The 13975-nt window shown below is 47.8% G+C and carries 13 protein-coding genes and 2 pseudogenes; 14 read left to right on the top strand and 1 reads right to left on the bottom strand.

The features are described 5' to 3' along the window. Positions 1 to 244 precede the first annotated feature (244 nt). The 13 genes and pseudogenes from H6G17_RS30170 to H6G17_RS30230 all read left to right on the top strand — a co-directional run bounded on the left by H6G17_RS30170 (position 245) and on the right by H6G17_RS30230 (position 12259). Positions 245 to 481 carry a DDE-type integrase/transposase/recombinase gene (locus H6G17_RS30170; RefSeq protein ID WP_347276489.1) on the top strand — a complete coding sequence of 79 codons (237 nt, stop codon included), beginning with the start codon at positions 245 to 247 and terminating at the stop codon, positions 479 to 481. Continuing rightward, on the top strand, positions 468 to 2264 hold the full coding sequence (locus H6G17_RS30175; RefSeq protein WP_192162204.1) for a DUF3500 domain-containing protein: 1797 nt from the start codon (positions 468 to 470) through the stop codon (positions 2262 to 2264). The genes H6G17_RS30170 and H6G17_RS30175 overlap by 14 nt, the downstream gene beginning before the upstream one ends. Positions 2265 to 2488: 224 nt before the next feature. Then, positions 2489 to 3595 (top strand): annotated as a pseudogene (locus H6G17_RS30180) (IS630 family transposase). 163 nt (positions 3596 to 3758) lie between these two features. After that, positions 3759 to 4058: a helix-turn-helix domain-containing protein gene (locus tag H6G17_RS30185; protein WP_192162205.1), complete on the top strand. Its 300-nt coding sequence runs from the start codon at positions 3759 to 3761 to the stop codon at positions 4056 to 4058. Positions 4059 to 4407: 349 nt separating this feature from the next. Next, a complete protein-coding gene (locus H6G17_RS34385) occupies positions 4408 to 5127 on the top strand; it encodes a 2Fe-2S iron-sulfur cluster-binding protein (RefSeq protein ID WP_192162206.1) in 720 nt (239 codons plus the stop codon). 26 nt (positions 5128 to 5153) lie between these two features. Continuing rightward, positions 5154 to 6155: a xanthine dehydrogenase family protein subunit M gene (locus H6G17_RS30195; protein ID WP_192162207.1), complete on the top strand. Its 1002-nt coding sequence runs from the start codon at positions 5154 to 5156 to the stop codon at positions 6153 to 6155. Between the two features lie 27 nt (positions 6156 to 6182). Continuing rightward, on the top strand, positions 6183 to 8468 hold the full coding sequence (locus H6G17_RS30200; protein WP_192162208.1) for a xanthine dehydrogenase family protein molybdopterin-binding subunit: 2286 nt from the start codon (positions 6183 to 6185) through the stop codon (positions 8466 to 8468). Positions 8469 to 8495: 27 nt separating this feature from the next. Next, complete coding sequence (locus H6G17_RS30205) at positions 8496 to 9674, top strand: XdhC/CoxI family protein (RefSeq protein WP_192162209.1); 1179 nt, start codon at positions 8496 to 8498, stop codon at positions 9672 to 9674. 27 nt (positions 9675 to 9701) lie between these two features. Continuing rightward, positions 9702 to 10385 (top strand): nucleotidyltransferase family protein, encoded by a 684-nt coding sequence (locus H6G17_RS30210; RefSeq protein ID WP_199317129.1) that lies wholly within the window; start codon positions 9702 to 9704, stop codon positions 10383 to 10385. Positions 10386 to 10502: 117 nt separating this feature from the next. Beyond that, complete coding sequence (locus H6G17_RS34980) at positions 10503 to 10916, top strand: transposase family protein (protein WP_192162210.1); 414 nt, start codon at positions 10503 to 10505, stop codon at positions 10914 to 10916. A gap of 156 nt (positions 10917 to 11072) precedes the next feature. Next, positions 11073 to 11240: a transposase gene (locus H6G17_RS34985; RefSeq protein WP_192162211.1), complete on the top strand. Its 168-nt coding sequence runs from the start codon at positions 11073 to 11075 to the stop codon at positions 11238 to 11240. A gap of 58 nt (positions 11241 to 11298) precedes the next feature. After that, positions 11299 to 11520 carry an IS1 family transposase gene (locus H6G17_RS34990; RefSeq protein WP_192162212.1) on the top strand — a complete coding sequence of 74 codons (222 nt, stop codon included), beginning with the start codon at positions 11299 to 11301 and terminating at the stop codon, positions 11518 to 11520. 28 nt (positions 11521 to 11548) lie between these two features. After that, entirely contained in the window at positions 11549 to 12259 is a 711-nt protein-coding gene (locus H6G17_RS30230) for an IS6 family transposase (protein WP_192162213.1), read from the top strand. Between the two features lie 236 nt (positions 12260 to 12495). Here H6G17_RS30230 and H6G17_RS30235 read toward each other — a convergent pair whose 3' ends face one another. Beyond that, the gene (locus H6G17_RS30235; RefSeq protein WP_192162214.1) at positions 12496 to 12945 is read right to left on the bottom strand and encodes a hypothetical protein; all 450 of its coding nucleotides are present in this window, start codon (positions 12943 to 12945) and stop codon (positions 12496 to 12498) included. Between the two features lie 288 nt (positions 12946 to 13233). Here H6G17_RS30235 and H6G17_RS30240 point away from each other — a divergent pair. Beyond that, positions 13234 to 13875 (top strand): annotated as a pseudogene (locus tag H6G17_RS30240) (transposase); the annotation flags it as partial. Positions 13876 to 13975 lie beyond the last annotated feature (100 nt).

Here is a 13975-nt window from a genome sequence, read left to right on the forward strand (position 1 = left end):
TACACAACGTCAACCACACGTTGTACAAAACTTTTTTCGTGAGAAACATGTTGCTTACTCCGCTGCCTAAAACTGTTCACCATTCTATGCTCTGGTTAGTAAGTAACAACACATTCCGACAGAGCAATGAGTTCATTCAAAAGACGGCAGCTTCTACAATTGTCTGAACTGACAGCCGGAGCATCCATCCTACAAACGCTTTTTACGTAATGTCTTGAAGGCATTGCCCACTCAAGAACCACGAGTGATTAATGTGGATAAAAATGCAGCTTATCCAAAAGCTATAGAGCAACTTAAAAGTCAACAAGAACTATCTAAACAAGTCGAATTACGACAGAACAAGTACCTAAACAATCAAATTGAGCAGACCACTGATTTATTAAGTGGTTGGTCAAACCAGGAATGGGGTTATCAACAAGGTTTTGCAACACAACCGTTAAAGCTAACTCTAGGAGGTCATTGTAAACATGAATCGTCGTAAATTCTTGGGTATGATGGGAGTCACCAGCGTCGTCGTCAGTCTCATTAATATCTTGGCGCATGGCATTAAATCCCATGCACAGCAGTTGTCAGGCGATCTCGCCGAGCGCTTCCGGCGCAGGTCGAGAGAGTCCGAAGTCCGCGGGCTGGCTGAGCCGTTTAAGGGCGTCACCACAAACGGCGGCATTGTCTCAGGTTTGTTCCCCATCCGCTCAACCGGAGTTTCCACTGCGCCCGTCCGCAAGACCGCCGAAGCTTTTCTCACCACTTTGACCCCCAAGCAGCGCGCCAAGACGATGTTTTCGGTTGACGACCCGGAATGGCGTAAGTGGATGAACCAGCACTTCTACATCCGGCAGGGCACGGGCTTTTATGAAATGACTAAGGCACAGCGCGAGGCGACCTTCGACCTGCTGCGCGCCTCCCTGAGCGCTAGGGGATTGAAGCAGTCGCGCGACATCATGCGGCTCAATCACACGCTGGGCGAGCTGAATAACAACTTTGCAGAATACGGCGAGTGGCTTTACTGGATCGCTGTGATGGGCGCGCCTTCGGATAAGGAGCCGTGGGGCTGGCAGCTCGACGGTCACCATCTGGTCATCAACTACTTTGTGCTGGGCGACCAGGTCGTAATGACACCCACCTTCATGGGTTCCGAGCCGGTGACGGCTTCCTCCGGCAGGTACAAAGGCACGACGGTGCTGCAAGTCGAGCAGGAGCGCGGCCTGGCACTGATTGACGCGCTAGATGAAGCGCAACGCCGAAAGGCGATCCTTGAGGTCTCCAAAACCCGCAACAATAGCGTGGGTGAAGCGTTCAGTGACAACGTCGTCCTCGACTACGCTGGCATTCGCGCTGCGGAGTTTACGACCAAGCAGAAGGAGCAATTGCTCAATTTGATCGGCGAGTATGTAGGGAACATGCGCGACGGGCACGCGAAGGTCAAGATAGATGAGGTGCAGCAGCATCTGGACGAGACTCGGTTCGCCTGGATTGGCGGGACGGAGCCGAACAGCGTTTTCTATTACCGTACACTTAATGAGCAAATAAGGACACGACACGTGAGATTTTTCATTAAACAGTATTGGTGGGTCACTGGACTTGTGCTTGTCGCAGTTGCATTGAGTGTATGGCTGCCAACGACCATTCATCGCAATCATTCATTAGCAAACGCACGAGCAGAGTCAATGTTGAAACAACAAGCGCAAGTGGAGCTAAAATCCGAATCCGACGAAAAACAGATGTTGCAAGTTCTTGAAGAGCTTGAGCGCAATCAGCGGTCAGGAAACTGGAACGCTTCTGTTGAAGATGGACGATTACTACGAATTCTAGCAGAGTCAGTCGGTGCCAAGCATGTTGTAGAGTTGGGGACCTCGAATGGATATTCAGGAATTTGGTTGGCAATAGCACTTAAAACAACTGGCGGTAAGCTCACCACCTACGAAATAGATTCTAAAAGAGCAGCACTTGCCCGCGAGAATTTTCAGCGTGCGAGGGTGAGTGACTTGGTGACACTGATTTTGGGTGATGCCCATGCCGAGGTTGCAAAGTTGAGTAAGCCGATAGACTTCGTCTTTATTGATGCTGATAAAGAAGGCTATCTCGATTACCTCAACAAACTGCTACCACTTGTGCGACCTGGTGGACTAATTGCGGCTCACAATATGCAGTCACCATCTCCCGATCCACAGTTTGTTCACGCTATCACAACTAACTCGAATCTTGAAACTGTCTTTCTCAATATGCACGAGCAAGGAATGAGTATATCGCTAAAGAAACGCTGACATTAACAATTCCTACAACCCAAATTAAGAAAAATTGGCTGTGTTACAAAAAATCTAGAGAGCGCTGCATGCAGTGCCGAAGTATGTATATTACAAAACTACATCTAGCGTTTGAGAAATTTTTTGCAACACAACCCAAATTCATGCATCAAATCTTTGAGGTAAGCTAATGAACTTTTAAAAAGTATAAAATTGAATTTCAAAACCATAGAGGAATGTGGAATATGCCTGCAAAGGGATTCCTGAATCAGGAGCAGAAGGAGCGGCTACAAACAGTGGTAAGAAAAGCTGGTTGTCCACAATTGCGAGAGCATGCCCTGATTCTCCTACTACAAAACGACGGGGAAACTTATGAGGAGACTGCTGACTTCATTGGGCGTGGCTACCACACAGTAGCTTACTGGTGTATGCATAGAGACCCAGATAATCTGGAGAGTTTACGAGATAAAAGAGAGCAAGGGAACTACCGAAAAGCGACTGAAGAATACATAGCATTATTACAAGAGGTAATTGAAAAAGCCTCAATCGAATTTAGGTGTGAATTTGGTAAATGGACAACCCAAAGATTAGCAACATATTTACTAGAACAGATGGGAATTAAATTAAGTGGGAAACAAGTTAGTCGGACTTTGCAAAAAAAGTACGCCTACATTTGGGCAAAATACAGCTTAGAAGCGAACAAAATGTAGCAGAAAGAGTAGAATTTCGAGAGAAGTTAAAGACTTATTTAAAAGTAGGGAAGGTAGCACTAGAGGTTTTGCAGACCTGGTTTTGGGATGAAACTGGCTTTAGTTTGAGAGTGATATGGTGCAAGTGTTGAACATATAGAGGTCGCCGAAGTAAAGTTACAGAACAAAGGAGACGAGGACGAGTAAATGTAATAGGCGGGCTACGCTATCATAACCAAAAAAGCATAAGCTTTTTTGTTGACTAAGGTGATAGCGAAGCGTTTTTTAAACAGTTAGGAAAGCTGAATAAATTCGGTTACTAAGAATGGGTTGAGCAAGGAAACTCTTCTGAGTTGTATGAGAAAATAGAACCGCGAGTTCTAGTAATCTTGGATAATGCTAGCTATCACAAACGACAAGAGACTATCAAAAAATCGAGCAAGCACTGCCAAATATCTAGTTATGTTTTTTACTTACTTGTAGCCCAGACTTTAATTTAACTGAGTTAGTGTGGCATGCGTGAAGGAGTTTATTGCACATCGATTATTTCAGACCATAAAGCAACTTAAAGAACTTCTACAAAGATTACTTAACGATGGGGAATTAGTCATTAACTGGAATAGAAAAATCCGTAATAAAGGAAACAAAATTATTACGAACTAGATGTCTATTAGCTTAGCTGCATAATTCAACTCAGGGAACAGGGTTTCTCTGTCCAACCCAAGTTTTTGCAACACTACCCTCGAAACAGCCTGAATCAAAAGCTGTTTCTTTAATAGCCAAGGCCTAGACAAAATTGTCCCATCTTACTGGGAGGTAATCAGCTGTGACTAGTAACCGCCGTTTAGGAGCCAGAGAACTGACTTTGCTGACTCTGTATAGCAACTGTCGGTTATCAATGGATGTATTTGAGTTTTACCGTAAGTGGAATGTTACTCAAAGACAAATTGCCATTATTTGCCGGTGTAGCCCTGCCACTGTTGCTCGTTGGTTTGGCAGTCCACGTCAGGTTCCAGAACCCATCTACACTCGTAGATTAGCTGAGATGGATTTGATTTGGGAGTTTTGGGAGCAAATTCCTGCTGAATTTAGAGAGCGGCTGTGTTCTGAACAAAATACTGTATAAATTAGTACATTTTTAGTTGAAAAATGGGTAGAACCCCAAAAAACTATCACCATGAGAGTTTTTGTTTGCCCTTTGAGGCTTGACTCATTGACAATAATTGCCAGCGTAGGTAATTTTATGTATTTCTATCTTTGTAAAAAAGTTGCAATTGTCACTGGCGCGTTGCAGTCATTAAGTCGCGCGATCATCGCTCTATCTTGGACGCGATGTAAATTAAATGCGAATTACACTGAGTATCTTATTTCGATTAGCGCCGACATTCCTACTGATATCACTATTCGCAATAGAGCATTAGCTGTATAAACTAATTTTAAGTTTCTCAATTGATTTGCAGAGAAAGAGAACACATATGAGGATCAGATTAAGACGCCGCCGCTTCGGTCAATTGATGGTGATTGGTACGGCGATCGCAACAGCAGGGAACTGGATGAAGCGATCAACTGCCCAAACCAGTCCTCAACCATCACTAGTTCTATCTCAGCCTGATACCGTGAAGGTGGCACTGAACATCAATGGCAAATCCCATTCACTCACGCTCGATCCACGTGTGACCTTACTAGATGCGCTGCGGGAACATATCGGGCTGACCGGCTCGAAAAAAGGCTGCGATCATGGGCAGTGCGGTGCCTGCACAGCGATCGTTAACGGGCGGCGTGTACTATCCTGCTTAATCCTCGTGGCGACCTGCGAAGGCAGAAACGTGACAACGATTGAGGGCTTGGCGCGTGGTGACGATCTACATCCAATGCAGGCAGCGTTTATCAAGCATGACGGGTTTCAGTGCGGTTACTGTACACCAGGTCAGATCTGCTCGGCGATCGCCGTTTTAAACGAAGCGCAAAACAGCGAGGCGAGCTACGTCACAGGGGACGTGCGGCGGGAAATGCGTCCAGTACAGCTCTCTGACGATGAGATTCGAGAAAGGATGTCGGGCAACATCTGTCGCTGCGGCGCGTATCCGCACATCGTTGCGGCGATCAAAGAAGTTCACACGGGCAAAGCGCAGACACAAACCTGGCAGTTTGCGGGTGAAAACGAGATGGCAATTTTCGATGTGCCAGAAATGTAGACCAAAACAGGCGATGGCTATAGAATATGAGACCCTTTAGATATACGCAAGCTAATGACGCGGGCGCAGCTGTGCGAACCGTAGTGGCGAATGCAAATTCCCAATTTCTGGCGGGTGGTACTAACTTGATCGACTTAATGAAGGAAGATGTCGCCCGTCCCGTTGAATTAGTGGACATTACGCGCCTGACGCTGACGCAAATCAGAACCGTCGCCGGAAGTGGCAATCTGTCGCTTGGCGCGTTGGCAAAAAATGCCGATACCGCTAATCATCCGTTAGTGCGGCAAAACTATCCGCTGTTGACGCAGGCAATTTTGGCAGGCGCAAGCGGGCAGATTCGCAACATGGCGACCAACGGTGGCAATCTGAATCAGCGAACGCGCTGCCCGTATTTTTACGACACGGCGATGCCGTGCAACAAACGCGAACCGAATTCGGGCTGCGGCGCGTTGGAAAGCATTAACCGCAATCACGCGCTCTTCGGCTGGTCAAAAGAGTGTATTGCCACGCACCCGTCAGACATGGCAGTCGCGGTCGCGGCGCTCGATGCGATTGTTCACGTTCAAAAGGCAGACGGCACTCAGCGCCGCATTCCGTTCGCCGACTATCATCGCCTGCCTGGAGACAATCCCGAACGGGACAACACGCTGACACACGGGGAGTTGATTACCGCGATCGAACTGCCGAAAAATAATTTTGCTGATAAATCTTACTATCTAAAAGTCCGCGATCGCAGCAGTTACGCCTTCGCGCTCGTCTCGATTGCTGCCGCCTTGGAAACCGACGGCAACCAAATCAAACAAGTCCGGCTGGCAATGGGCGGCGTGGCGCATAAACCGTGGCGAGCGTTAGAAGCCGAAAAGTTTCTGACGGGCAAAGCGGCGACCGAAGCGAATTTCAAATCGGCGGCGGACGCGGAAATGAAAAACGCGAAACCGCTCGAACACAACAAATTCAAAGTCGAGTTGGGCAGACGGGCGATTGTCCGCGCGCTGACGCAGGCAATGAATGGCGGCACGAACGCATAAAGTTTTAAAGCAGGAAGAATAAATAAAATGGCAGAAATGGGCAAACCCGTAGACCGCATTGACGGGCGGCTAAAAGTGACGGGCGCGGCGAAATATGCCGCCGAATTTAATCAAACTAATATGGCTTACGCTTTTCCGGTGCGTTCGACCATCGCTAACGGCACGATTACCAGCATTGACCGAAACGCGGCTTTGAAATGGCCGGGCGTGGTGGCGGTTTTGACGCACGAAAACGCCCCGCGTCTCAAAGCCTTCAATCAGCAGGAGTTCAGTCGAGCCGGCGGGCGTTTGGGCGAGAATCTGGTGCCGCTGCAAGACAACAAAGTTCATTATTTCTGGCAGTTCATCGGGGTGGTCGTTGCCGAAACTTACGAGCAGGCGCGTCACGCCGCCAGACTCATGCGCGTCACATACGCCGAAGAAAAACCGGCGATCGATTTTGAAAGCGAATTGCCGAAAGGTTTCCGACCGGAGACAGCCCAGGGTCAACCGGCGCAGCTCAATACCGGTCAAGCCGCTTCGCCGCTCACCGCCGCGCCGGTGAAAATTGAGCGAACTTACACGACTCCGACGGAAAATCATCATCCGATGGAGCCGCACGCGACCGTTGTCACTTGGGAAGGGACGGACAAACTTACCATTCACGAATCAACGCAGGACGTGCTGACGGTGCGTGCGATTACGGCTTATTTCTTCAGCTTAAAACCGGAAAACATCCGCGTGTTGGCACCGTTCATCGGGGGCGGGTTCGGTTCAAAATCAAATCCGTGGACGAACATCGTGTTGGCAGTGATGGCTGGTCAAGCGGTCAATCGTCCGGTCAAGCTCGTCATCACGCGCCAGATGATGCAGACGAACGTCGGGCGGCGCAGCGAGACGAAGCAGCAGGTCGCGCTCGGCGCAAGTCGGGACAGAAAGCTCCAGGTGATTCGCCACCACAACAATTCATACTCGAACAACTTGACGCAATATTTCGAGCGGAGCGGCAGCCCGACTGGAGTTTTATACACTGCGCCGCTCCGCGAGATTACTTATCAAGTAGCCCGTTTAAACATCGGCGCGCCAACATTCGCGCGCGGTCCGGGCGATTCGCCGGGCAGTTTCGCTCTGGAATCGGCGATGGACGAGATGGCACACGAGCTTAAAATTGATCCGATTGAGTTTCGCATCATCAATCACTCAACAGCCAACCCGGTCAACAAACTTCCGTATTCGAGCGAACACCTAATTGAATGTTACCGCACGGGAGCCGAAAAGTTCGGCTGGGCGCGCCGGAAACAGCAACCCAGGCAAACGCGCGACGGGCGGTATCTGGTCGGTTACGGGACGGCGGCGGCGACTTATCCGGCTTCGCGCGCTTCCGCTTCGGCGCGCGTGCGGCTCGCGGCGGACGGCAGGGTCGTCGTGCAAAGCGCGACGCTAGACCTCGGCACCGGAACTTACACGATTATGGCGCAGACGGCGGCTGACGCGCTCGGCGTTCCGCTGGAAAAAATCCGTGTCGAGATCGGCGACTCAGATTTGCCGCCCGCGCCGGTCTCCGCCCGTTCGATAACGACGGCGAGCGTTCTGCCGGCGGTGCTGGCGGCGTGCGAGATGCTGCGGAAAGATTTAATGCAGTTGGCGACGGCGGACGCGAAATCGAAATTAAACGGCGTCAATCCCGCCGAAATCATTTTTTCCGACGCAAAGTTTTTCGTCCGTAGCGACCGCTCGAAATCCGATTCCTACTCGGACATTTTGCGCCGCAACAACAAAACGGCGTTGGAGGCTTGCACGACGGCGATGCCGGCATCGGGCAGCGGATTGGGCGCGCCCGGCGCGTCTTGTATCTTAGCGCCGACGGATTCGGAAGAAAATTCGGACGCGCAAAAATACTCGTTTCAATCGTTCGGGGCGCAGTTCGTCGAAGTGTGGGTGGACGAGGATTTAGGCACGATTCGCGTCAGGCGCGTGACGACCGTTCACGATGTCGGGCGCATTATGAACGAAAAAACCGCCCGCTCGCAGATAATCGGCAGCGTGATTTACGCTTTGGGAGAAACGCTAATGGAGGAAACCCATTTCGACAAACGCTTTGGCAATCCGGTAACGCGCACTCTCGCCGACTATCACGTTCCGGTCAATCTGGACGTGCCGCCGATTGACGTGCATTTTATCGGCAAACCCGACCCGCACATTTCGCCCATCGGCGCACGCGGCTTAGGCGAAATCGCCAGCGTCGGCGTAGCGGCGGCAGTGGCAAACGCGATCTTCAACGCGACGGGCAAGCGCATTAGAAATTTACCGATTACGCCCGACAAGTTGCTATGACTAACCAATCCCCAAGGAAAAGAACGAATGCGAGAATTACAAGCGATCGTTGAAACGTATAAACAAATCACACATTCGGATCGAAGAGTTGCGCTTGCTACGGTTGTCAAGGTTAGCGGCTCAACCTATCGCCGCCCCGGTGCGCGTATGTTAGTCACACAAGACGAATACAGTGTCGGAACGATTAGCGGCGGCTGTTTAGAGCACGATGTCGCGATCCGATCGCAGCAAGTTATGGCAACGGGTAACGCTGCGATCGTCAAGTATGACAGTACATCTGATGACGATATTGTCTGGGGACTAGGACTGGGATGTAATGGGATTGTTTACATTTTGATTGAATGTATTGAACTCAAACATGAGCTTAATCCTTTGGCATTTATGGCTCATTGCTTAGATCGACAGCAAGTTGGAGTTCTGGCAACGGTATTTGCTATTGAAGGACAAGCAAACTCGATCGGCAATCACCTGATGCTTTATCCTAATCATGTCGTGTGTAGCGATATTGAAGATAGTATACTACGTCAAGCGGTTCTAGCAGATGCTCGAACTGCTTACCTAGAGCGACAATCTACCCGTAAGTCTTATTCAGTCGCAGGAAGTGTAATCGAAGTCTTCTTCGATGTGATTCAACCTCCTGTGCCTCTCGTCATTTTCGGAGCAGGTCATGATGTCAGTCCCATCGTGCAGTTTGCTAAAGGACTAGGTTGGCACGTCACGGTTGTCGATCCGCGTTGTTCAGACGCTTCTCCAACTCGATTTCAGACCGCAGACTGCGCGCTGCCAGTGCGATTAGAAACCGTGCATCAGAAAGTCGCGTTGAATCACCAAACAGTCGCACTAGTGATGACTCACAACTATCTTTATGACTCAAAACTACTTCAGCTATTGCTTCCATCTCCAGTGCGGTATATCGGAGTGCTAGGGCCAAAACACAGAATCGATCGATTGCTGCAAGAACTGCGGGCTGAAGGCATGGTTTACAGTGAGGTCCAACTAGAGCGGTTGTATAGTCCGGTTGGTATCGACATCGGAGCGGAGACACCAGAGGAAGTTGCCTTGGCGATCGTCTCCGAGATACAAGCGGTTTTAGCCAGTCGATCGGGTGGATTTCTGAGAAACCGTCAAGGGCCAATTCACGATTCGGCTGAACCCATGCCACAACCCAACACCGTATGTATAGACGGAGTGTTGATGAATGTCTAACAGAGCAGATGCCGTACATCTTGATGAATGGTTGATGCACAGATGAACGACCTCTCAGCGATCGGTGTCATAATTTTAGCTGCAGGTGCATCCACTCGTTTAGGCACCCCGAAACAACTCCTGCAATATCGCGGACAGAGCTTGCTGCGCCATACCGCAGAAGTGGCGATCGCCTCAGGCTGCCGACCGATTATCGTGGTGCTGGGTGCACAGGTGGAACGACTTGAGGCGGAAGTGATGCAATTGCCAGTGTACGTCGTTGAGAACAACCACTGGGCAGAAGGCATGAGTTCTTCCATCCAAACAGGACTGACGGTATTGCAGTCGATCCATCCACCTGTCAAAGCAGTGGTGATGCTGTTGTGCGATCAACCCTTTGTTTCAGTCTCGTTGGTGCGTCAACTGATTGAGGCATACCACTGCACGGGTAAACTGATTGTTGCCTCAGAATACGCCGATACTGTTGGTGTACCTGCGCTATTTAGCTGTGAATTATTTGCAGAATTGATGATGCTCGATGCAGTAACTGGAGCAAAGCAGGTGATTAAGCAACACATTCAGGAAGTCTACCCAGTTTCTTTTCCAGCAGGCGCGATCGATCTCAACACCCTAACCGATTGCGAGCAGTTTGAGAAAATGTTCAACAATAATGCAGACGGGTCACTAGAAAAGCACTCTAATTGGTCGTGCGTCAAGAAAGCATGGGATTGATATTTATACCGCTTTTATCACTCTAACCAGAGAGTATTTAGAATAGAAGTAGATATTACTGTTTTAAAGTGAGTATGTCAGCCGCAAGATCTGCTCAACCCACGATTCGATTTGTCGATGAATATTGTCAACTATTTGAGGCTCTTCCAAGCTTTTGGTGACCTATGGCAGGATCGAGATATCTACCTTGAGGAAATTAATCAGGTTTTGGAATTCCTTCAGCATCTTCTACCCGATCCAACACACCTTCAACTTGACACTTGGGATCTCGATTTTGCAACTAGACATCTCAGCTTAACGGTTTCCTCAACACAAATCAGTGTTCCATGCCCTGTATGCCAGGGGTTGACTCAACGAGTGCATGGCCGTTACGAACGCACACTGCAAGAGTTACCCTGTGTCAACTATAGTATGTCTTTGCTGCTTCTGGTTCGCAAGTTCTTCTGCATCAATGCAGGCTGTAACCGCCGCATCTTCACGGAGCGACTGCCTACTGTAACTGCTCCCTGGGCACGTCGAACCATCGGTTAGCCCGACGATTAATCGCCACTGGCTTGGCACTCGGAGGTGCTGCTGGAGCACGATTGAGCCACCAATGGAGCAGTGGTGTCAGTGACAGCACCCTCTTATCCCTCCTGTCCGAACAAGCATCACCGCCGATTGCACCCGTTAAGACTGTGGGTGTAGATGATGCGCGCTTTTCGCAAAGGGCAAAATTATGGCACGATTTTGGTAGACCTGGAGCGGCATCGCCCGATTGCACTGCTCGAAGACCGAGAGGCAAACACCTTAGCCGAATGGCTTCATCAGTATCCAGGGGTGCAAGTGCTATCGCGAGATCGGGTAATGTTCTAGGTTTATTGTTTTTGAGAATTTGTGCTTGAATCGAAGCATCAACAATACGAAGTAGCCAATGACGGTTCTCGAACCCTTTCACTGTCCGGACTGCAATGACAAAATTGCAGTTATCAAGCACGGTAAAATACCCAATGGGAAACAACGCTACCTGTGTCAAAATCCCAACTGCGATCGTCGCACCTTTGTTCGGAACGATGCGTACCAAGGCTACTTACCTCAAGTCAAGGCGCAAATCAGGGTTGTGTTGCGAAAACTGGGGCAGCAGATGGTAGGGTGAGAGATCGTATCGGCTTGCTCCTATCTCCATGTCCAAATTCAACCCCTTTAAGTGGCGGCACTACGAACCAGAAATCATCTTGCTGTGCGTGCGCTGGTACTTGAGTTACCCGCTTTCTTATCGGCAAGTGGCAGAGATGGTAAACGAGCGGGGTATGGATGTGCATCACACAACAGTGTTTCGTTGGGTACAGCGGTATGTACCAGAAATAGACAAGCGCTGCCGACCGCACCTGCGTTCCACAAATGATTCCTGGAGAGTAGATGAAACTTATATCGAGGTTAAGGGTCAGCCAAAATATCTGTACCGGGCTGTGAATTCAGCCGGAAATACTTTGGATTTTTTGCTGACAGCTAAACGTGATACTGCAGCAGCAAAACGTTTTTTCCGTAAGACACTCAAAGCACTTCACACTTGTGATCCACGAGTGATTACTGTGGATCTTAATGCTGCTTATCCTAAAGCTATTGATGAACTCAAACAGAAAGAAGATTTGCCAAAACAAGTGAAATTACGGCAGAGAAAGTATTTGAATAACATCGTCGAACAAGACCATCGCGGCATCAAACGATTAGTCAAGCCAGGGATGGGATTTGGCTCATTCCACACGGCACGACGAACGATAAGAGGATACGAAATTATGAATATGATCTGCAAAGGGCAAATTGAAAAAATCGAAAAAGGAGCCGTTACTGAACGGGTGAAATTCATCGCTGAAATCTTTGGAGTGGCTACATAATCAATTCCTTTTTCAAGAAGTTTTCTATCCTCAACAACTTTTTGCAACACAACCTGGAAAAGTGCCAATACTAGTAACTCGCTGGCTACCTACCCTACTGTACGTCCGGTTCTGAGGGGGGAAAGGAACCTCACGGTTCCTGCCCTACCCGACTATTTATCAATTGCTATGAATTTGGTTTACCAATTTAAGGAAAAACAATAAATCTATAACGCTACCATTTTCCCATTTAGTACTCAGGTCGAGCTGATGAGGTGGAAAATGATCGGCGGCTCCACTTCAAATTGCCTTAGCTCTGAGAGAGCACCATTCTCCCTATCTAGTAAGTAGTTCGACTCAAGACCCTCTATGGTTCGACCATTGTTAAAGCACGTAAGTGATACCTTAGTCTTAAGAACTCCGTTCTCAACGATTCCTGTACCGTTGATGAGACCACGGTCGGTGCCGCCGCACAACATGAAATAGGTAGCGTTCCCAGCCACACTGAACGTCCCATCTTCGTTACGCCTAATTGAACGCAAATGGGTTGCGCCATCATCAAAATCGATACCTTCCCATAGACCAACGATGGGAATTGCTTTCTCATTATTTGCTAGGACGCTCTGACCATTAAATCCCATAATTATGAATGTAGCTGTTGCGATCGCTATGATCGTAGCCATTGCGATCGTTCGATAAAGTTTCATATTTTTCTCCCTGTTACTTCTACCATCTTCAAGTACTAATAATTTGTTTACTATAAATACGAGTAATTGTAAAGTAGTTCTCTAGAAACTTTTATGAATAAAAATTTGGTATTTGCAACACATTTTTCTATTGTTTTTGGTTATTTATTATTTTTGAGCTTAATCTTTTATTTCACTTTGATTGTTTCACTACTAATTATTTAAATTTCTAATAACCCTCTTTTGTCACTTTCCGGGTATAATGAGTAAAAGAATTAAAAAATAAAACTCTACAAGGTAAGTAGAGCAATGGATGTAGAATTACAAATCCTGAAGCATTTGGCAAGAGATGCCCAGCCAACAGTGGCAGTCATAGATGAATATTGTGCAGAATATAAAGACTTATTTAAAGAAGTCAGAAACTACGAGTGCTTCAAATATTTGCACTTGGGGATAATTTCACCAATCAAAAGAAAATCATTACCAGAAATAGCTAAAGTAGTAAGTATAAACTCTGCCCAGTCATTACATCATTTTATAGCAAATTCGGAGTGGACGGTCAGTGAATTAAAAAGTCGAAGGTTAGCGAAAACAAAGAAAGCATTAAATGGAAATGCCATCACCGTAGTCATTGATGAAACAGGAGATAGAAAAAAAGGCAGAAGAACTGATTATGTAGCAAGACAATATTTAGGAAGTGTCGGAAAAATAGATAACGGGATAGTTTCAGTTAATGGCTATGGAGTTTACTGTCATATAACTTTTCCTTTAATTGTTAAAGTGTTCAAACCTAAAGGAACGCTAAAAGCCGAAGATAAATATCAAACTAAAATTGAGTTGGCAGCAGAAATTATTACAGAATTAATTGAAAAGGGCTTTAATATTGAATTGGTACTAGCAGATAGCTTATATGGTGAAAGCAGCCAGTTTTTGAGAAAAGTAGCTGAATATACTAACCAGAGCATAGAATGGTGAACAGTTTTAGGCAGCGGAGTAAGCAACATGTTTCTCACGAAAAAAGTTTTGTACAACGTGTGGTTGACGTTGTGTA

Origin of the sequence: Chroococcidiopsis sp. [FACHB-1243] (assembly GCF_014696895.1) — a bacterium.
GTDB lineage: Bacteria > Cyanobacteriota > Cyanobacteriia > Cyanobacteriales > Chroococcidiopsidaceae > Chroococcidiopsis.

What these genes read in the sequence shown, in the direction of transcription:
- H6G17_RS30175 (WP_192162204.1), top strand. Translation starts at nt 468, where the DNA reads ATGAATCGTCGTAAATTCTTGGGTATGATGGGAGTCACCAGCGTCGTC.
- H6G17_RS34385 (WP_192162206.1), top strand. Translation starts at nt 4,408, where the DNA reads ATGAGGATCAGATTAAGACGCCGCCGCTTCGGTCAATTGATGGTGATT.
- H6G17_RS30195 (WP_192162207.1), top strand. Translation starts at nt 5,154, where the DNA reads ATGAGACCCTTTAGATATACGCAAGCTAATGACGCGGGCGCAGCTGTG.
- H6G17_RS30200 (WP_192162208.1), top strand. Translation starts at nt 6,183, where the DNA reads ATGGCAGAAATGGGCAAACCCGTAGACCGCATTGACGGGCGGCTAAAA.
- H6G17_RS30205 (WP_192162209.1), top strand. Translation starts at nt 8,496, where the DNA reads ATGCGAGAATTACAAGCGATCGTTGAAACGTATAAACAAATCACACAT.
- H6G17_RS30210 (WP_199317129.1), top strand. Translation starts at nt 9,702, where the DNA reads ATGGTTGATGCACAGATGAACGACCTCTCAGCGATCGGTGTCATAATT.
- H6G17_RS34980 (WP_192162210.1), top strand. Translation starts at nt 10,503, where the DNA reads ATGAATATTGTCAACTATTTGAGGCTCTTCCAAGCTTTTGGTGACCTA.
- H6G17_RS34985 (WP_192162211.1), top strand. Translation starts at nt 11,073, where the DNA reads ATGATGCGCGCTTTTCGCAAAGGGCAAAATTATGGCACGATTTTGGTA.
- H6G17_RS34990 (WP_192162212.1), top strand. Translation starts at nt 11,299, where the DNA reads ATGACGGTTCTCGAACCCTTTCACTGTCCGGACTGCAATGACAAAATT.
- H6G17_RS30230 (WP_192162213.1), top strand. Translation starts at nt 11,549, where the DNA reads ATGTCCAAATTCAACCCCTTTAAGTGGCGGCACTACGAACCAGAAATC.
- H6G17_RS30235 (WP_192162214.1), bottom strand. Translation starts at nt 12,945, where the DNA reads ATGAAACTTTATCGAACGATCGCAATGGCTACGATCATAGCGATCGCA.